Origin of the sequence: Actinoplanes rectilineatus (assembly GCF_000962825.1) — a bacterium.
GTDB lineage: Bacteria > Actinomycetota > Actinomycetes > Mycobacteriales > Micromonosporaceae > Actinoplanes > Actinoplanes rectilineatus.
The window spans coordinates 101,234-121,035 of sequence record NZ_JZKF01000025.1 but is presented as its reverse complement, the minus strand read 5'-3'; the positions used below and the strand labels follow the sequence as shown (position 1 = coordinate 121,035).

At 70.7% G+C, this 19,802-nt stretch carries 14 protein-coding genes; 6 read left to right on the top strand and 8 right to left on the bottom strand.

The features are described from left to right. The coding region (locus WH85_RS20530) for a type VII secretion protein EccC (protein WP_045743536.1) at positions 1-3,591 on the bottom strand (3,591 nt) is incomplete at its 3' end. 111 nt (positions 3,592-3,702) lie between these two features. Between WH85_RS20530 and eccD the strand changes: the two genes are divergently transcribed. Together eccD and eccB are read left to right on the top strand one after the other, a co-directional pair. Further along, positions 3,703-5,040 carry a type VII secretion integral membrane protein EccD gene (gene eccD / locus WH85_RS20525; RefSeq protein ID WP_245674019.1) on the top strand — a complete coding sequence of 446 codons (1,338 nt, stop codon included), beginning with the start codon at positions 3,703-3,705 and terminating at the stop codon, positions 5,038-5,040. Between the two features lie 7 nt (positions 5,041-5,047). After that, the gene (eccB, locus tag WH85_RS20520) at positions 5,048-6,373 is read left to right on the top strand and encodes a type VII secretion protein EccB (protein WP_045743535.1); all 1,326 of its coding nucleotides are present in this window, start codon (positions 5,048-5,050) and stop codon (positions 6,371-6,373) included. A 41-nt stretch (positions 6,374-6,414) separates the two neighbouring features. Here eccB and WH85_RS20515 read toward each other — a convergent pair whose 3' ends face one another. From WH85_RS20515 to WH85_RS20505, 3 genes are read right to left on the bottom strand one after another with little or no spacing between them, the layout of a single operon-like run. Beyond that, positions 6,415-7,650 (bottom strand): S8 family serine peptidase, encoded by a 1,236-nt coding sequence (locus WH85_RS20515; RefSeq protein ID WP_045743534.1) that lies wholly within the window; start codon positions 7,648-7,650, stop codon positions 6,415-6,417. 1 nt (position 7,651) lies between these two features. Continuing rightward, on the bottom strand, positions 7,652-7,936 hold the full coding sequence (locus tag WH85_RS20510; RefSeq protein ID WP_045743533.1) for a WXG100 family type VII secretion target: 285 nt from the start codon (positions 7,934-7,936) through the stop codon (positions 7,652-7,654). Positions 7,937-7,957: 21 nt separating this feature from the next. Next, on the bottom strand, positions 7,958-8,311 hold the full coding sequence (locus tag WH85_RS20505) for a WXG100 family type VII secretion target (protein WP_245674018.1): 354 nt from the start codon (positions 8,309-8,311) through the stop codon (positions 7,958-7,960). Positions 8,312-8,460: 149 nt separating this feature from the next. Here WH85_RS20505 and WH85_RS20500 point away from each other — a divergent pair, with 149 nt between their 5' ends. After that, on the top strand, positions 8,461-9,387 hold the full coding sequence (locus WH85_RS20500; protein WP_045743531.1) for a hypothetical protein: 927 nt from the start codon (positions 8,461-8,463) through the stop codon (positions 9,385-9,387). A 2-nt stretch (positions 9,388-9,389) separates the two neighbouring features. After that, positions 9,390-11,417, top strand: coding sequence for a hypothetical protein (locus WH85_RS50575; protein WP_157411111.1), 2,028 nt, complete (start codon positions 9,390-9,392; stop codon positions 11,415-11,417). Here the strand turns inward: WH85_RS50575 and WH85_RS20485 are convergent, their stop codons facing one another. Then, positions 11,418-11,834 carry an RDD family protein gene (locus tag WH85_RS20485; RefSeq protein WP_157411113.1) on the bottom strand — a complete coding sequence of 139 codons (417 nt, stop codon included), beginning with the start codon at positions 11,832-11,834 and terminating at the stop codon, positions 11,418-11,420. It abuts the gene before it with no gap. A gap of 183 nt (positions 11,835-12,017) precedes the next feature. Here WH85_RS20485 and glnA point away from each other — a divergent pair, with 183 nt between their 5' ends. Continuing rightward, positions 12,018-13,442, top strand: a complete 1,425-nt coding sequence (gene glnA, locus WH85_RS20480; protein ID WP_045743528.1) for a type I glutamate--ammonia ligase — start codon at positions 12,018-12,020, stop codon at positions 13,440-13,442. 208 nt (positions 13,443-13,650) lie between these two features. Further along, positions 13,651-15,972: an FxSxx-COOH system tetratricopeptide repeat protein gene (gene fxsT / locus WH85_RS20475; protein WP_157411110.1), complete on the top strand. Its 2,322-nt coding sequence runs from the start codon at positions 13,651-13,653 to the stop codon at positions 15,970-15,972. Here the strand turns inward: fxsT and WH85_RS20470 are convergent. From WH85_RS20470 to WH85_RS20460, 3 genes are all read right to left on the bottom strand, one after another. Beyond that, positions 15,969-16,994, bottom strand: a complete 1,026-nt coding sequence (locus WH85_RS20470) for a WxL protein peptidoglycan domain-containing protein (RefSeq protein WP_045743527.1) — start codon at positions 16,992-16,994, stop codon at positions 15,969-15,971. The genes fxsT and WH85_RS20470 overlap by 4 nt on opposite strands. 59 nt (positions 16,995-17,053) lie before the next feature. Beyond that, the gene (locus tag WH85_RS20465; protein ID WP_045743526.1) at positions 17,054-19,006 is read right to left on the bottom strand and encodes a purple acid phosphatase family protein; all 1,953 of its coding nucleotides are present in this window, start codon (positions 19,004-19,006) and stop codon (positions 17,054-17,056) included. 106 nt (positions 19,007-19,112) lie between these two features. Next, positions 19,113-19,790, bottom strand: a complete 678-nt coding sequence (locus WH85_RS20460) for a hypothetical protein (protein ID WP_052720567.1) — start codon at positions 19,788-19,790, stop codon at positions 19,113-19,115. Between the last annotated feature and the right edge of the window lie 12 nt (positions 19,791-19,802).

The following is a 19,802-nucleotide window of genomic DNA, read 5'->3' as shown; positions in this document are numbered from 1 at the left end:
CTCCAGCAGCGGCTGCAACGGGTTCACCGACGCCCCGGCCACCAGGTCGTAGTCGTCGACCAGCACGTACAGCTTCGGGCCCTTCCACCAGCTGCGCTCGCGCAGCATCTGCGGGGTGACGTCCGGTCCGGGCAGCCGTTCGCGCAGCACCACGACGGCCTGGTTGATCAGGTCGGCGGTGGTCTGCGGGGAACTGCCGTACCCGATGGTGTGCCCCGGGTCCACGCATCCGAGCAGGCTGCGCCGCAGGTCGACCAGGAGCAGCCGCGCCTCGGCGGGACCGTGCGCGGCGGCTATCGACTTGGCCAGGCCACGCAGGAACGAGCTCTTGCCGCTCTCCACGTCGCCGAAGAGCAGCGCGTGCGGCTCGGCGTCGAAGTCCAGCCAGACCGGCTCCAGGTCGGCCTCCGCGATGCCGATCGGGATCCTGGTGCCGGAGGCCGGTGGCAGCGCCTCCCAGGGCAGTTCGGCGGGAAGCAGACGCACCCGGGGCGCGGGTGCGCCGGTCCACCGGTCGGCGACGCTCTTGACCAGCTCGGCGACGGTCTGCCCGGGGTCGCGGACCGGCAGCGCCGCCAGGAAGTGGAAGCCGTCCGGGGTCAGACCGTGACCGGGCGGCTTCGGGATGTTCAGCGCCTCCCGCCGGTTGATCACCGAGTCGGCGGCCTCACCCAGGCGCAGCTCGATCCGGGTGCCGAACACGTCGCGGATCTGCGGCCGGATGTCCATCCAGCGGTTCGCCGCCCCGACCACATGGATACCGAAGCCCAGACCACGGTTGGCCAGCTCGTTGACCGTCGATTCGAGGTCCTCGAACTCGGCCCGCAGCACCGACCAGCCGTCCACCACCAGGAACACGTCACCGAACGCGTCCTCGGGGAACTCACCGCGCGCCTTCGCCTGCCGGTACGCCGCCACCCCGTCGATGTTCCGCGCGGCGAACAACTCCTCCCGGGCCCGCATCAGACCGTGCACCTCGGCGACCGTCCGGCGTACCCGGTCGACGTCCCGGCGAGTCGCCACCCCACCCACATGCGGCAGGTCCGTCAGCGCACTCAACGGACCACCACCGAAGTCGAGAGCGTAGAACTGCACCTCCCGCGGCGTATGCGTCAACGACAGACTGACGATCAACGAACGCAGCAGATTCGACTTGCCCGACTGCGCGGCACCGACCACGACCACGTTGCCGGCCGAACCGGACAGGTCCAGCCACATCGGCTCGCGACGCTGCTCGTACGGCTTGTCGACGATCCCGACCATGGCGTGCAGCTGCCTCTTCGGGATGTCCCCGATGGTCGGCGACTCGTCCAGCGGCGGCAGCCACACCTCGTGCGCAGGGGTGCCCTTGCCCTCCATCTGCTGCACCAGCACCTCGAGCAGTGTCTCCCCGGTCGTCTCCTCCTCGCGGGGCGCGAGGAGTTCCGGCTCACTCGGCGGCGCCACGTAGTAGGTCGCGAAGTCCAGGATCGGGTGACCCGCCGGGCCGCCGCCGGACGGTTCGCCGTCGCGGCGGACGGCGCCGGAGACGTACGCCGCGCGTAGCCGCACCAGGCCCTCGGTGCCGGTCCGCAGGTAGGCGTGGCCGGGTGACCGCGGCAGTTCGTAGGCGTCCGGAACCCCCAGAACGGCCCGGCTCTCCATCGACGAGAAGGTCCGCAGGCCGATCCGGTACGACAGGTGCGCCTCCAGCCCCCGCAGCCGCCCCTCGTCGAGTTTCTGCGACGCCAGCAGCAGATGGATGCCGAGCGACCGGCCGACGCGTCCGATCTGGACGAACATGTCGATGAAGTCGGGCCGGTCGGCGAGCAGTTCGGCGAACTCGTCGACGATGAACAGCAGGCTCGGCAGCGGGGTCAACGGCACGCCCGCCGACCGGGCCCGCTCGTAGTCACGCTGCGACGCGTAGTTCCCGGCCTTGCGCAGCAACTCCTGCCGCCGGTTCAGTTCCCCTTCGATCGCCCCGTGCATCCGGTCGACCAGCGGGCCCTCCTCCTCCAGGTTCGTGATCATCGCGGCGGTGTGCGGCAGCCGGTCCAGCGAGGCGAACGTCGCGCCGCCCTTGTAGTCGACCAGCACGAAGTTCAGGATCTCCGGGTGGTGCGTCAGCCCGAGGGCCAGCACCAGCGTCCGGAGCAGCTCCGACTTGCCGGACCCGGTCGCGCCCACCAGCAGCCCGTGCGGGCCCATGCCGTCCTGCGCCGACTCCTTGAGGTCCAGCTCGATCGGCCGGCCGTCCGGGCCGACACCGATCGGCACCCGCAGCCGGTCCCGGCTCGGCCGGCCGGCCCAGAGCTGGGCCAGGTCGATCAGGTAGGGGTCGCTCTGCCCCAGCATCTCGGCCAGTCCCCGGTCCGCCGACAGCACCGGCTGCTCGGCGGAGGCCGCGGCCAGCCGCAGCGGGGCCAGCTCGCGGGCCAGCACCTCGGCGCCCCGCTCGCCGAACGCGTCGGCCCGGCCGACCTCGGTCGTACCGTCCATCGTGGTGCCGGTGACCGTGCCGTCCGCCGCGATCTCCAGCACCACCGAGCTGTCGTCGAGCAGCCGCGGCGGCGGGACGGACAGGTCGAGGATCGTCACCCCGGCCACGCCGCCCTCGGTCATCAGGTGGTCGGACCCGGCCGTCGACCCGCCGTCGATGATCACCAGGAGGTGCGGGCCGCCGGATGCGACGGCCGGCTCGAACCGGGGGCGGTTCGCGAGCACGTCGTCGAGCATCGCCTCCAGGGCCGGGACACTCGGGGTAATCAGCCGGACCGGTCCGGCCGCGTCCCGCTTGTCCGGGTGCTGGGCGTGCGGCAGCCACTTCGCCCACTCCCAGCGGGGCCGCAGGTGCTCCGGCACGCAGACGCCGATCCGCAGGTCGTCCGGCGCGTGGAAGACGGCGCTCTGGGCGATCAGGGCCCGGCTGAAGTCGTGGACCGGACCGTCGGCGCCGCGCACGTAGATGTGCGAGAAGTCCCGCAACGCCACCGACACCGGCAGATCAGGCACCACCGAGTACGCGGTGACGAACCGCCGCAGTGCCGTCGCGCAGAGCGGCTCCAACTCGTCCACCGGCCGGCTCTGCGGCGGCACCAGCCGGGTGGCCACCTCCTGCGGGCCGACCGCCACCCGGACCACGGTGAAGTCGGCGTCCCCGCGGCGGCGTTCCCAGATCCGGCCGCTCTCCACGAAGCTCCACAGCGTCTCCGGGTCGGGATTGCGGTAGTGCAGCGCCTCCCGCTGGCGGCGGATCGTGTCGCGGACCTGCGCGCGCAGCAGGGACAGGTGCCGCAGGTACTTCCGGCGCGTCTCGATCATCTCGCGTTTGCCGGGCCCGCCGGTGTTGACCGCCATCATGCCGGCCATGCCGAGGATGGAGACGCCGTACATCGCACCGGCCACATAGGTGATCGCGCCACCGCGGCCGGCACCCATCATCAGGCCCATCGCCGCGGCCCCGGCGCCCATCGGCAGGATCATCAGCATCCGGGTCCAGGCCTTGCCCGCGGGCGGTGGCACCTCGGGCGGCGGTTCCAGCTGCACCTCGCCGGTGGGCATCGGCGGTGCGGGCCGCCGCGGTGCGCGTTTGATGATCGTGACGGTCACTCAGGGCACCCCCATGATGACGGATCGCCGCCCATCCTATTCGCTGCTACGTTGTGTGTGCACTTCGCTGCGGGAGGTGATCATGTGGAGGGTGGGCCGAGTCTCGCTCGGGTGACGATCGCCGCCCCGACCCGCCGGATGGACATCGCACTGCCCGACACGATGCTCGTCGCCGAGCTGATGCCCCACCTGCTCCGGCACGCCGAGGGCGCCCTGGGCGAGCCCGCCGGGCGCGAGGGCGGCTGGGTGCTGCGACGGGCCACCGGGGCACCCCTGGAGCCGTACCGCAATCTCACCAGCCAGGGCGTCCGCGACGGCGAACTGCTGCACCTCAACCCGGCCCGGGAGGACTGGCCCGAGCTGGCGTACGACGACGTGGTCGAGGTGATCGCCGGTGGTGCCCGCCGGGCCGGCCGGTCCTGGAGTCCCGCCGCCACCCGGCACTGCGGCCTGGCCGTCACCGCCGGGGCGCTGCTGCTCGGCGGCGCCGGACTGGCTCTCGAGGGGCCGCCGTGGCGGGTCCCGGCGATCGCCGCCCTGGTCGTCGCGGCGGTCCTCGCGGTCGTCGGCATCCTGCTCTCCCGCGCCTTCGGCGACGCCGGTGCGGGCGCGGTGGTCGCCGCGAGTGGCCTGCCCTACGCGTTCCTCGGCGGTGCCGGCCTGGTCGACGGCCCGCCCGCCCTGCTCCTCGCCTCGGCCTGCCTGCTCGTCGCCGGCGTCGCCGGTCACGTCGGGGTCGCCGGTTCGACCCGTTTCTTCGTCGCCGGTGTCGCCGCCGCCCTGACCGGCCTGCTCACCGGGCTGCTGGCGGTCGCCGGCCTGCCACCGGCCGGCGGTGCGGCCGTGGCGTTGACCGTCGCGATCGGGTTGATTCCGGCGTACCCCGTGGTGGCGACGTGGATCGGCCGGCTGCCCTTCCCCGACCTGCCCGTGCAGGCCGAGGAGATGCTGCGGGACAAACCGGTCCCGTCCCGGTCGGTGGTCTTCGCCGCCGTGGTCCGCTCCGGCGAGGTGCTCACCGGACTGCTGATCTCCGCCGGGCTGTGCAGCGTGGCCGCGACGGCCTACCTGGCCCGGCAGGGCACCGGCGTCGTCGGCATCCTGCTGATCGCCACCGCCATCGTCGCGCTGCTGCTGCGCGCCCGGCTCTTCGCCACCCCGCACCAGCGGGTTCCGCTGCTGGTCGCCGGTTTCCTCGGGCTGGCCGTCCTGATCCTCGGCCTGTTCCGCACCACGTCGGTGCTGTTCGTGCTGGCCGGCGCGGGCCTCACCGCCGCCGTCGCGCTCACCGCCGCCCTGGTGTACAGCCGGCGCCCGCCCTCGCCCTACCTGGGCCGGGCCGCCGACCTGCTCGACGTCACGGCGATCGTCGCGCTGATCCCGCTCGCCTGCGGGGTGGCCGGCCTGTTCGACCGGGTCCGCGACCTGTTCGCCTCGATCGGCGGGTGACCGCCCGGTGACGTCGCGCCGCGACCAGATGCAGTCCTACCAGTTCATGAACCAGCGGGTCATCTCGGCGTTCATCATGCGCGAGACCGATCCGGCCCAGTCACCGCTGCGCCGTGGCGTGGGCGCGCTGTTCGCCGGCATCATGGTCGCCGTCCTGGTCGCCGCCGGTTTCGGCATCTACGGCGTGCTCACCCGTTCCGGCACGGACGCGTGGAAGGCGGACGGCTCGGTCGTCGTCGAACGCGAGACCGGTGCCAGCTTCGCCGTCATCGGCGGACGGCTCACCCCCGCCCTCAACCTGGCCTCGGCGAAACTCGCCGCAGGCAAGGCCGATCCGGCGGTGTTCCGCGTCTCGGCCAAGGAATTGGAGGACGCCCCGCGCGACGCCACCATCGGCATCGCCGGTGCGCCCGGTTCCCTGCCCGGTCCGGGCCGACAGGTCGGTCTGCCGTGGACGATGTGTGCACTCGCGTTCGGTGACGCCCCCGAGTCGGCGCTGTTCGTGGGCGACACCGGCCCGGTCGGCGATGCGTTGGAAGAACAATCTCTGGCCGTGACCGTTGGCGATCAGAAATACATGATCTGGCGGGGCCGCCGGCATCTGCTGATCGGCGCCGCCACGGCCCGGATTCTGTTCAACGAATCAACCCCGATCCGGGTGGACCCCACCTGGCTCAACACCCTGCCCACCGGATCGGACATCGGTCCGCTGCCAGTCGGCAATGCCGGCCGGAGATCCGCGGCCGCCTCGCGCTTCACCAACGGCGACGTGCTCTTCACCGAAACCGGCAACGGCCGCCAGTACTACCTGGTCAAAAATGCAGGCCTGCTTCCGATCAGCGATCTGCAGCAGCGGGTACAACTGGCGCCCACCAGGGACGAGGCTCAAAAGATCGCGGTGGGCGACGTGTCCGACGTGTTGCCGGCCGACGGCTCCCCCGCTTCGGGTCCCGCCACCGTCCCGCAGCTCCTCGAGAACGCCGGTGGTTCGGTGTGCGCAACGACTTCCACGCCCGAGAAGCCGCCGAAGGTGACGGTGGACGTTCCCGAGTCGGCCTACGCAGCGGCGATCAGCACTGGCGGCGGGCCGGGAACCGCCGATCGCGTCCAGGTTCCGGCGGGCAGGTTCGCGCTGGCCCGCGCCTCCGGTGGCCTGTTCCTGATCACTGATCTGGGCCTGCGGCATCCGGTGCCGTCCGCCGACGACCTGCGGTTCCTGGGTTACTCCGCCGACAACGCGACCGAGGTGCCGTCGGCCCTGCTCAACACACTTCCCGCCGGTGTCACGCTGACTTCCGCACAAGCCCGGAAGAGGGCGCCCCAGGAAAATTGACGGGCCGTTTCGAGGGTACGGCTACCCCGCTCGCCCGTGGGCTACCGCGTCGTTCCGGCGGCCGTGTCCAGGAGCATCACCGGGGGCCCGGGCTCCAACGGTTCCGACGGCGCCTCGAGCGGCGCGGTCAGCGCGGGACGCCACCGGCTGGCCCGGCTACGGCGTACCGCCGCGGCCCCGAGCAGCACCGCTCCCACAAGCGCCAGCGCCACCCCGCTGCCGGCCAGCGCGACGTTCCGGGCCCGTACCTGCGCAGCCGTGTCCGGCACTTCCGGCGCCGACACCGGCGACGGCGCCTGGCCTTTGCCGGCCTCCACCAGACCGGTCACCGCGGCCACCGGATCCACCACGCCCAGGCCGAATCCTCTGGTCGCGGGGGCAGCGGAGGCCGTCGCGATCAGCTGCCGGCGTACGCCCTCCGCGCGTAGCCCGGGGCGCCGATCACGGACCAGAGCGGCCGCCGCACCAACAAAACCGGCCGCCACCCCGGTGCTGCTGACCTCCACCAGTCCGCCACCGGTCTGTGTGGTCGGTACCTGGATTCCCGGCGCCACCAGATCCACCGACCGGCCCTGGAGGCCGGGCACCGCGCCGAACTGATCGACGACGCCGACCCCGATGACCTCGTCGTAGGCAGCCGGAAAAGACTGCTGCCCGGCGTCGGCCTCGTCGCGCGGGACCTCGACCGCGCTGATCACCACGACATTCGCGTCGACCGCGGCCCGTACCGCATCCGCGAGACTCTCGTCATCCCGGATCGCCGGCGCAGCCACCACGACCACACGAGCGCCCCGCTGGACCGCCGCCGTGATACCCCGGGCGATCGCGGCCGGCCCGGGGTTCGGGTTCCCGGCCGGATCATCCACCACAGTACGCACCGGCACGATCTCCACGCCCGGAGCGAGATCTGTGATCACGCCGGCGACCTGCGTCCCGCTCCCGGTGCAGTCCTGTCCGATCGGAGTCACCGCGCCTGCCACGTCCACGCCCGCCCTCACCTTGCCGTCGAGCAGCGGATGACCGGCGTCCACCCCGGTGGACAGCACCGCCACCTTGACGTTACTTCCGTCCGCGACCGGCTCGAGTGCCTCGGCGCCGAGCGCGAGCCGCGGCCAGAACGCGTCGATCTTCGCCTCGCCCGGTTCCGCGCAGTTCTGCCCCGGGGCCGCCGACGCGCCCGGGGCGATGCCCAGAGCGCCGACGACCGCGGCGACGGCGATGGCCATGGACCGGCCACCGATGCGGGTCCGGCGGCCGGTCATCGCAGTGGTGTCCATGTCACATGGACGACGCGATCTGGGCGTCCACCTGCTGCATCCGGTCCGCCGAGGCGCCCAGTTTGACGCCGACCGCGGCCAGCGCCGTCTTGATCTCGGTGGCGCCCTGGTTCCACTTCTGCCGGGCCTCGTCGCAGGCGGTGCCGGCCGCGCCGGTCCAGTCCTGGGCGAACAGTGCGGTGAACGCGGCGTACAGGTCGTTGAGGTCGCTGTCCATCCGGCCCTGGAAGGTGTTGATCGACGCCGAGACGTCGGCGATCTGCCCGAAGTTGTAGGTGATGTTCATGTCGGTTCTCCTCGAGTCGAGTCAGCCGCGGAGGATGCCGGCGACGGAACCGTCGACGACTCCGGCGGTACGGATGGACTGGGCGGCTTCCTCGTCGTTCACGCCGTACTGCGTCGACGCGGACGACATCTTGGCGCCGAGCTCGCTCAACGCGCTCATGATCTTCGCGAGGCCGTCGTTGAGCTGTCCCGACACGTCCTGCAGGGCGTTGTTCGCGGTGCCCTGGAAACCGGCGCCGCTGAGTCCCTGGATCTGTCCGAGCAGCTGCCGCATCCCCTGCGAGATGTTCTGCCCGGTGTCGTCGCAACGCTGCGCCATCGCGGTGAGCTGCTCCTGAGTGGCATGGACCTGACCCATGCCCGCGGTTCCTGCCACGGTCCTACTCCCCGGTTCTCGTTCGGCGCGCAACGGTGGTGGCGCCGAGTGGTCTATGCCGGGTCGTACACCCACCGTGTCCGAACGGTTCGAACCAGTCACCAAGATTTCGTGTACACCCCGGCGAAGGACCGAACACGGGAGGCGTGATGGAGGCGAACCCTTACGCGGAACAGACCGCGGCGAACACGAGCGCGGGCTGGCTCGGCGACGGCCCCACGGTCGACGTCGACCTGGACGGCCTCCGCGAGTACGCCCTCCGGATAGCCGAGCAACGGAACTTCCTCGAATCCCGGGCCGACGACCTGCAGGTGCTGGCGGGGTATCCGGCGGAAGCCTTCGCCGGCGATCTCCTCCTGGGCGAGGTGGCAACGATCCGGACCACCTTGGAAGCCAACGCTCGGGAGATGGCGGTCTATCTCGATGCACTTCGGTTGGCGCTCGGTGACATCAGCGTCGTCGCGTCGAGGATCGCCGACATCTTCCAGGACACCGATGCGACCTCTGCGGCGTCGATCAACGACGTGTCGTCCGCGTTCGCCACACCGCTTCCCGGCACTACGACGGAAACGGGGAAACCCGAGTTCGGCGACGGCGTCTACCGGCCCGACCCGAACGCCCCCGGCTCCAACAACCAGATCGTCCAGGTGGCCACCGGACCGAACGGTGAACACCTCCAGCTGAAGACCCTCAGCGTGCCGGGCAGCCCGGTGGTCACCACCGAAACGGTCCACGGCACGAACGGCGTACTCCTCTCGACCTCGACCACCCTGACCTCGACCCGGACCGACGGCCCGGTCGAGACCATCACCCAGGAGAAGTACGACGGTGACGGCGCGCTGGTCAGCAAGATCGAGACCCGGACGACCCACGTCGGCGACGAGGTCGTCGCACGGCAGGTCGAGTCGGTCGACGGGAAGGGCCGGACCACCGAACTGACCACCGAGAACCTCGACCCCGGCACCAAGGAGAACACCGTGGTCACGCTCCGCCCCGGCGAAAGCGGACTGTTGGAGGAGACGAACCGGATAGTCGTCGGCCCGCGCACCGCCGGACCGTCCCCGCTGGGAGGCTGACCATGGGCGAATACTGGGGTGCCGTCATCGGCCCGAGCGACCTCTACGACCGAGACGGCCAACTCAAGCGCTACTTCACCGCCCCGGTGCCCTCGGGAAACACCCACACCGGTGCGGCCGGGCCCGGCAACCCTCTCGACCTGGCGGGCGTCGCCGCGAGGATCCGGAACATGCACCCGGAGTCGATGGCGGCACTCGCCGACCAATGGTCGAACGCGGTGACACTGCTGACGAACGCCCGCCACCTCCTGGTGCAACAGAGCACCGTGCTGCAGGACGAGCACTGGCGATCGTCAGCGGCCCGCGACGCGTTCCTGAAACAGGGGCCGGGCCGGACCCTCACCTTCCTGGACGCCTGGATCGACGGCGCCCAGCAGAACGTGACCGCACTCCGGCATCTGGTCTCGATCACCGACAGCGCGCGGGCCGAAGTGGACAACCTGGTGCGAAACTACCAGGCGGAGGCCGCCAGGATCCCGGCTCTCGCCATCGCCCAGACCGCCCATCTGGTCTACGGGAACGACCTCGAGCTCCAGACGGCGAAGACGCTGAAGGGCGGCGCCCTCCAGGCCGAACTCGACCACCGGTACAACCACGAGGCCCAACAGCTGGCCGCGCGATACGGCCAGGAGATCTACCCGTACATCTTCCGGGTGTCGAGTGGTCTCGGGCCGCAGTACAAACCACCGCTCTCCCCCTTGAAGCTCTCCGACTGGCGCTTCGTCGGCACACCGCAGTTCACTGATCCCCACCCTTTCCGGTCGCACGGGTTCATGTCGGTGAGCAACGAGGCCACGGCATCCGGGGGTTCGCCCCAGGGACTGGCGCCGCCGTCGGCGGTTCCGCCCGGCTCATCCGCGCCGGGCGTCGTCCCGCCGGGCGTCGTGGTGCCCGGCGGTAAGGCACCCGGGACGCTGCCGCCCGGGATTCGGCCGCCGGGGACGGTACCGCCGAGCATTCTTCCGCCGGGTGGGGCCGGGCGGTTGCCGGGGGCCGTACCGCCGCCGGGACAGGCGTTTCCGCCGCGGGGCACGCTGCCGCCCGGTGGCACCGTGCCCGGGCCGGGGACGCTGCCGCCCGGCGGAACTGTGCCGGGACCGGGAACGCTGCCGCCTGGCGGGACCGTGCCGGGACCGGGAACGGTGCCGTCGCCCGGGACGCCGCCGCCAGGCGCCGTGCCGGGGACGATTTCGCCGCCGGCGTCCACGCCGATCGGGACGATTCCGCCGGGGACCACCACGCTGCCGCCGCCATTGTTCCGGCCTCGGCAGCCGGGGCAGATCGGCCGGTTCGGTGCGGACGCCACGCAGCAGCCGGGATCAGAGGCGCCGCCCGGCCGGGCGCTGCGGGCGCCGGGAGTGCCGGTCGAAACGGGTGGGGCTGCGATCCGGCCCTCGCTCTCGGGGCCGGGGCAGATCTACGTACCGCCGTCCACAACGGCCGGCCCCCGCCTGCAACCGGGCGTCACGGGGCCTGTCGTGGGCGGTCCCGGGCTTGTCAGGCCAGGTGCCGGAGAAGTAGGAACCGCCGGATCAAGGGCTGCGGGAGTGAGCCCCGGGCCGGGTGGGGGGCAGGCGCCGAGGCAGCCGGCCACTGGAGTGGGCGGGGACGGTCCTCTACGCGTACCCGAGAAGGGGCCGGACCGGACCGCCTCGCCGGAGGTTTCCCCACCACGGGCCGCGCCGCCTTCACCGGAAACGGCGCGGGGAGCGTGGTCGGACCTCTACCGCTCGGAGCAGGGGCGGAACCAGGCCGGGCCGGCGATCATCGGGGCACCGTCGCGGGAGACCGGTGCGGTGGGCCCGCAGGGGCTTCGGAGTCCGGCCTCCGGGCGGGCCGGCAGTCCGGCGGAGCCGTCTCGGCCCGGCGCTGTTCCGGCTGAGCTGGGAAGACGGCGCACCGTGGGCAGGGCAGCAGATCCACACGAAGAGACATTCGGGGTACGGACGCCGGGCGGTGGCGTGATCAGCGGGCGGCCGGCCCAGGACGACGAGGAGGAACCTGGCGGGCGAATGTTCCGGCGGGACTGATCAGCGCGGTCCGGGTGCCTGTCTCGTGCGAGTGACCAGGGAGTCGATCGCGCGGTCGTGCAGGCCCCGTCCGTCCCCGTCCATGATCATGGCAGGGATGAAGAGGCCGAGCAGGACCGCGCGGATCAGCGCCCGGTAGAGGCCGAGCACCCCACCGTCGGGAATCGAGACGCAGCGGATGCGGAACAGGCGCATGCCGACGGTCTGACCGAAAAGGCCGATGAAGAAGGTGTTGGTGAGAACCAGCACGAGGACCACCAGCCACGGCTGCTCCATCGGGCTCACGAAGAGGCCGCCGACGAGCTGGCACAGCAACCAGTCGATCAGCAGAGCACCCAGCCGGGGTCCGAAACCGGCCGGCTCCAGACCCGTTCCGCTCACATCGGCCCTGCGTACCTCGTTGCTGGAAGGCGCCACGGCGGCCAAGCCTACGCGATAGGATCTTGATGATCAGCTCGTGTCGGCGACGTAACACGCCTTAACACGACAGAAACAATAGGGATACGCCGGGGCAACCGCGGGCCCATAACGTCGCGACCAGCCTTGCCCAGTGGTGGTTCAGGCCGCCCGCGGTATCGGAAAACTGCGCCAGGAGGACGTGTGTTCGCCAATCCCGAGGAACTCCTGCGATACCTCAAAGACGAGGACGTCAAGTTCGTCGACGTACGTTTTTGTGACCTTCCCGGCGTGATGCAGCACTTCAACACGCCGACGGAATCGTTCGACGAATCCATCGTGACCGACGGCCTCGCCTTCGACGGATCCTCGATCCGCGGTTTCCAGGCCATCCACGAGTCCGACATGCTCCTCCTGCCGGACGTCACCACCGCCTTCATCGATCCCTTCCGGATCCAGAAGACGCTGGCCCTCAACTTCTTCATCCACGACCCGTTCACCCGTGAGGCCTACTCGCGGGACCCGCGCAACGTGGCCAAGAAGGCCGAGGCGTACCTCGCCTCCAGCGGCATCGCCGACACCGCCTTCTTCGGCGCCGAGGCCGAGTTCTACATCTTCGACTCGATCCGGCACGAGACCTCCGCCCACCAGGCCTACTACTACATCGACTCGATCGAGGGCGCCTGGAACTCCGGCCGTGAGGAGGAGGGCGGCAACCGCGGCTACAAGACCGCGTACAAGGGCGGCTACTTCCCCGTGTCGCCGGTCGACCACTACTCCGACCTGCGCGACGCCATGGTGCGCCGCCTCATCGACGTGGGCTTCACCGTCGAGCGCTCGCACCACGAGGTCGGCACCGCCGGCCAGGCCGAGATCAACTACAAGTTCTCGACCCTGCTGCACGCCGGCGACCAGATGCAGTTGTTCAAGTACATCATCAAGAACACCGCGTGGGAGCACGGCAAGACCGTGACCTTCATGCCCAAGCCGCTGTTCGGCGACAACGGCTCCGGCATGCACACCCACCAGAGCCTGTGGCTGGGCGGCGAGCCGCTGTTCTACGACGAGACCGGCTACGCGGGCCTGTCCGACATGGCCCGCTGGTACATCGGCGGCCTCCTCCAGCACGCGCCGTCGCTGCTCGCCTTCACCAACCCGACGGTCAACTCGTACCGGCGCCTGGTGCCCGGCTACGAGGCCCCGGTCAACCTGGTCTACTCGCAGCGCAACCGCTCCGCCTGCACCCGCATCCCGGTGACCGGCAGCAACCCGAAGGCCAAGCGCGTCGAGTTCCGCGTCCCGGACCCGTCGAGCAACCCGTACCTGTCGTTCTCGGCCCAGATGATGGCCGGCCTCGACGGCATCAAGAACAAGATCGAGCCGCCGGCCCCGATCGACAAGGACCTCTACGACCTGCCGCCCGAGGAGTGGGGCAACGTCAAGCAGGTCCCGGGTTCCCTCGACGCCGTGCTCAACTCCCTCGAGGCGGACAACGACTTCCTCACCGCGGGCGGCGTCTTCACCGACGACCTGATCTCCACGTGGATCGACTACAAGCGTTCCAACGAGATCGACCCGGTGCGGCTGCGCCCGACCCCGCACGAGTTCGAGATGTATTACAACGTCTGATCTCGCTGCCTGAACGCTGAGAGCGGCGGTCACGCCCGGCCCGATCCGGCCGGCGTGGCCGCCGTTCGTCATGGTGCCGAGATGTCGGGCGGCCGCACATCCGGCCACCGACCAAGCCATCACCATCGGTCGATGCATTCCGGCCTGCCGCATGTGCCGCCGCGGGTCTACATTCGACGCTACGGGGCCGAGCGCGGATGGTGACGGCGTGGCTGGACGGGGAGCACCGCGACGGGTGTTCCTGTCGCATGCGGGCGAGCTTCGACGACTCCCCCAGCCGAGATCTTTCGTGGCGGCCGCCGAGGACGCGGTCAAGCGGGCCGGTGATGCCGTCGTCGACATGCACTATCTCGCGGCCACGGACACGCCGCCGAGCCAGGTGTGCCGGGACGCGGTCGCCGAAGCCGACGTGTACGTGCTGATCGCCGGGTTCCGATACGGGTCGCCGGTGCGTGAGCGCCCCGAGTTGTCGTACACCGAGCTGGAGTTCGAAACGGCCACCGAACTGGGCAAGCCGCGGCTGGTGTTCCTGCTCGGCGACGACGTGAGCGGCACCCGGGAGTTGCTGAACGATCTGACGCACGGCCGTCGGCAGGAGGCGTTCCGGACCCGGTTGCCGGACAGCGGTGTCACGGTGACCACCGTGTCCTCGCCAGCCGAGTTGGAGACCGCGCTGTTGCAGGCGCTGACCGGGTTGCGGCGGCCGGAGAAAGCCGGCCGGGTGTGGAACATTCCGCCGCCGAGCACCCTGTTCACCGGCCGGGAGGAGATGCTGGACCGGCTGGAGCAGAACCGGCCGGTGGTGGTGCAGGCCGTGCACGGGATGGGCGGGGTGGGCAAGACGCAGCTGGCGTTGCAGTTCGCGGACAGGCACGCGGACCGGTTCGACATCGGCTGGTGGGTGGACGCGGAGACACCCGAGCGAATCCCGGAGCAGCTGGCCGGTCTGGCCCGGGCACTGGGGCTGGTGCAGGCCGGCGACCCGGTGGAGATCGTGCTGACCCGGTTGTACGGCCTGCTGGCCCGACGCCGACGGTGGCTGCTGGTGTTCGACAACGCCGAGAGCCCACAGGCATTGGACCGGTTTCTGCCAGGAGCGGGGCAGCCGGGCGGCCAGGTGGTCATCACGTCGCGGCATTCCGGCTGGGCGGGCCGGGCAGAGCCGGTGGAGGTGGACGTGTTCGCCCGGGAGGAGTCGGTACGCCTGTTGCGCCGCCGGGTTCCGGCACTGCGGGCCGACGAGGCAGATCGGGTGGCGGAGGCACTCGGTGATCTACCGCTGGCGATCGATCAGGCCGCCGCTTTCCTGTCCGACACGGCGTTGCCGGTGGCGGAATATCTGCGGCTGGTCACCGAGCGAGGCAGTGATGTCCTGGAACGCCAGTTCGGTGGCCGCTATCCAGCGACGGTGGCCGGGGCGTGGCAGGTGGCTTTCGACCGGCTGACCGCCGACGATCCGGCGGCGGCCCAGCTGCTGACGGTGCTGGCGTGGCTGGCACCGGAGCCGGTTCCCCGGACGGTGCTGATCGCCGGGCCGGCGGAGCTGCCTGAGCCGTTGCAGGCGGTGGCCGCCGACGAGTTGCGGCTGGCGGTGACGCTGGCGTCGCTGCGGCAGCACAGCCTGCTCCGGATGGACGCCGACAGTGTGGTGCTGCACCGGATTCCCGCCCTGCTGATCCGGGACCGCAGCGAGGACAAGGCGCAGCATGCCGCGGTGGCAGTGCGGCTGATGGCTCGCGCCGCGCCCGAGGATCCGTGGGAGAACCCGCCGGTCTGGCCGCGGTGGCAACGTCTGCTGCCGCACATCCTGGCCGCCGTGGACGTGCGGCGTCCCGCCGAGGACCCGGTGACGGTGGCCTGGCTGCTCGACCGGGCAGCCACCTACATTCACGTCCGCGGTGAGCCCAGGGCTGCGACCGGGCTGTTCGAACGGGCTTTCGGGCTCTATCGGTCCGAGCTGGGAGCCGATGACCCGCAGACGTTGAACGCGGCCGGCAATCTGGCCGTCAACCTGTCCGCGGTGGGCCGGGCCGACCAGGCGCGGAGGCTCGACGAGGACACCCTCGAGCGCAAGCGCCGGTTGCTCGGCATGGATCATCCCGACACGCTGACCGCGGCCAGTAATCTCGCATTCGTACTGGCCGCGGCGGGTGAGCACGACCGTGCCCGGGACCTGGACGAGGACACCTACGAGCGACGCCGCCGAGTGCTCGGCGACGACCATCCGGCGACCCTCTTCTCGGCCAACAACTTCGCGGTGGTGCTGGCCGCGGTGGGCGAGCACGACCGTGCCCGGGAGCTGAACGAGGACACCTACCAGCGGCGCCGCCGGCTGTTCGGCGCCGACCATCCGAGTACCCTGCTGTCGGCGACCGACCTGGCCGAGGATCTGACCGCGGCCGGTGACCACGAGCGGGCGCGGGACCTCCTCGAGGACACCCTGGAGCGCCGGCGGCGGGTGCTGGGCGACGACCATCCGGACACCCGGGAGTCGGCCGACCGGCTGGCCGCCGCGCGGCGTACCCCCTAATTCGCGGTGTCCTTCTCGCGGAGGGCGGCCTCGACGGCCTCGCGCACGCGCTCGTCCTCGCGCTGCTTGCGCTGGGTGCGGCGGCGCCGGGTCAGGGCCACACCGGCGATCAGAAGGCCGACGAGTACGAGCAGGAGCACGGTGAGCGTCCACGGGAGCGCCCACACGCGTGCCGTGGCGCTGACCGGTTCGAGGGAGGTCGTCGATCCGGAGGCGTCGGTGAGCAGCGGCGTCAGGGTTACCGTGCCGGCCAGCAGGACCGCCGGGGAGACGTCCTTGATCGGCACGGTGACCTGCCACGACTCGCCGGGCAGGAGTTCCGGCGGGGCGGTGATGCCGGTCGCCTCGGTGCGCAGCCAGCCGAACGGCCCGCTGATCGCGACGGCCTGGTCGGCGGTCTGCACCGCGTTGCCGGTGTTGTGAATCGTGTACGAGACGGTGGCCGTCCCCGCGCCGAACGGGTCGGCGACACCCTCGTAGCCGACGTCGAGGTCCTCGATCGCCAGGGCCGGCGCGAGCTCGCCGGCGACGCGCAGCTTGACCCGGATGCCGAGGCGGCGCTCCACGTTGACGTTCGACGACTGGTCGGCGGCGGTCAGCGAGGTGACGATCCCGCCGACGTGGTCGCCCGGGGTGGCGTTGTCCGGGACCGCGATGCTGAACGGCACCTCGACCACCTTGCCGGGCGCCACGGTCACCTCGGTGGTCGTGGCCCGGAGCCAGGCGCCGATGCCTGTCGACTGCTGGTCGCCGGTGAGCAGGTCGAGCTGGCCCGCGCCGGTGGTGTAGCCGTCGGCGGCGTACACCGAGAGTCTGACCGCTTCCCTGCCCTTGTTGGCGACGACCATCGCGTCGGTGGTCGTGGTGCCGGGGCTGACGTCGTAGCTGTAGCTCGACCGGGTCGCGCCGAAGTCGTTGGAGGCGGTCCGCACCGTCCAGGTGACGTCACCCTCAGCGGCCTGCGCGGGGACCGGCACGGAAATGATCACTAAAGCGGCCAGCAGAGCGGCGGCGGTCTTCATGCAGGGGACTCCTAGAGAAGGTGGGCGGGCGCGGAGTGCGCCCGCCCACCGGGGTGCGATCAGCTGCTCAGCGCGGTGATCGTCAGAGTGGTGCGGTAGTTGCCCTTCTCGACCTCGCCCGGGATCTTCAGATCCAGGTCGGCGCCGAGGACGGCCGAGCCACGGGCGTGTCCCTGCTCCGCGTAACCGAGGCCACGGGAGATCGAGAGGCCCTTGCCGTCGTCGTCGTAGCCGGAGGCGACCGAGGTTCCGGCCTTGGCGCCGGCACCGGCGGTGGCGAGGTACGGACCCCAGCCCAGGTACGAGCCGGAGAACTTCTTGTCGGCGTCGACGAAGTCGCCCACGCTCGCCGAGATCGACCACGGCGAGAGGGAACGGCGGCTGTCCGACACCTTGATCGGGTTGATCTTGCCTGCGGCGGCGAAGTACTCGCCCTCCGTCTCGACCGCGGTACCGAGGTCGACCAGGCCGTTGTGGCCGTCGATGGTCCAGCCGAACTCACCCGGGGCGGCCGTCGGGACGGCGACCTGGATGTCCTGGCTGTCACCGTGGTACGGGCGGACCGTCACCTTGTCGACGACCGACCCGACCGGCTGGCCGGCGGTGGTGTTGTCGCACCAGCTGCCGCCCTCGACGGAGGCGTTCGGGGCGGCGCAGGTGCCACTCCGGACGTTCTCCACGACCAGCTTGTCGCTGCGGACCCCGACCTTGATGTAGGAGCGGACGTGCTCCTGGTTCTGGACCGAGTTGTACCAGTAGTTCTCCGGCTTGAGCGGGTCGGCGCCGTTGCCCGCGCCGCTGGTGCCGCTGTTGTCCGGGGTGGTGATGTCGTAGTACTTCGAGCCGGAGGCCGAGTTCGAGGTGACGTACAGGACGCCACCGGGACCGGCGAACACCTCTTCGGCGCCCGGCTGCTCGGCCGCGTTCGCCTTCGCACCGTTCTTGATCAGGTAGCTGCGGGTGTAGACGTGGTCGTGGCCCTGCAGCACCAGGTCGACACCGAGCTCCGAGAAGGTGGTCGGGAAGTCCACCCGGCGGACCTTGTTGTCGCTGTCCTTGGCGTGCGCCGCGGCGGAGTAGATCGAGTGGTGGTAGACCAGGACGGTCCACTTCGCCTCGGCGCCGTGCTGCTTGATCGTGTCGGTCACGTACTTGACGTGCGCCGCGTCACCGCCGCCGCCCTGCGAGGTGGCGTAGGAGTTGCTGTTCAGGTCGATGAACAGGGTGTCCTTGTAGATGTACCAGTAGTTGCCGCCCGAGGTGTTGGACGACGGGGTGCCGTTGGCGTAGTAGGCGCCCGAGCGGTCCGTGTTCGGGGTGAACAGGTGCTGCTCGTACGCCTTGCCGCCGACGTCGTGGTTGCCGATGGTGGCCACCCACGGGTACTGCCGCAGCTTGTCGGACGCCAGGAAGGCGTTCCACTGCGACTCGGTGTTGGCGGTCTCCACCTGGTCGCCGCCGGACACCAGCAGTTCGGCGTCCGGGTTGGCGGCCAGCGAGACGTCCAGGGTGTCGGTCCAGCCGGCCTGGTCCTTGGCGACGTTGCCGGAGGCGCCGATCTGGGGGTCACCGTAGAACAGGAAGTCGTAGTCGCCTTCGAAGTCCTGCGTCTTGAACGTGTACGCCGGCGACCAGTTGCCCTCCGAGCCCACCCGGTAGGAGTACGCGGTGTGCTCGGCGAGCCCGGTGATCGTGGCGTGCCGGTTGTATCCGCCGCTGGTCGCGATGTTCGCCGACCCGAGGGCCGCGAACGTCTGCGCGCTCGCCGGGAACTCGCCGCCGACCACCGAGGCGGCCGGGGCGAGCTGGACCGACTGGGTGGTGTCCGCCGAGGAGTACCAGGTCACGATGCGCTGGGTCTCGGTGGCACCGACGCCGAGGATGACGGCGCTCAGCGTGGCGGGGTCGGCGGCGTAGGCGGGTGCGCCCAGTCCGCCGAAGGCCACCGCCAGCCCGAGGGCCGCCGCCGCGGCGCCCTTGGCCACCCGGTTGCGGGTGAGGTGCGTTCTCATCGGTGTCCGTTCCGTAGATGAGAGAAATCGCTTCCCATGGGGAAAGGTGCGGAAGCGGAGATCAAGCTCGTCGTACTCGATGAACCGGACATGAACCAGATCAAGATCATTGATGGCGTACGCCGGAAGCTCTCCGCCTTCTCAACAGCAAGACCATCGTGGACACCGCGATGAGCAGCACGATGACGGCCGCGGTGACGACGAGCACAGGAGTGCCGCCGAGGGTCAGAACGGGCGTCCCGGCGTTCAGGACGGCGCTGCCCCGCTCCCCCGCCAGGTCGTAGGTGACCTTCGTGGTGGTGTCCCGCACGTACTCCTCCGACTCCGGGAACAGCCCGCTCCGCACCTCGTGACCACCGTCGACGGGGCAGGTCCAGTCCAGCGTCAGAGTCGTGTAGGGGACGTTCTCCTGCGTACCCATGCGGAAGCCACCGACCGGGACCGGGACGCAGGCCTCGCCGCCCGCGGTGATGGTGAAACGGTCGGTCACATAACCGACCGCCGCCGTGGCGTGCGCGTCCAGCGCCGCCGCCTGCGCCTGCTCGTCGCCGGCCTCGAACGCCGCGGTGCCCTCCTGGAAGAGGCCGTCGTCCTTGCCGTAGTCGGCGGCCGACACGACGAACAGGTCGTACTCCAACTCCAGCTCGGTACGGACGTGACCGTCGTCCGCGCCGGAGACGTCCGCGTAGACGGTCGAGGTGAAGCCGTGGGCGAGGGCCGGGCCGGCACCGATTCCGATCAGGACGGCGGCGACCAGCGGGACGAGCAGGCGGTGCGGTGACATGCGAAGGCACGT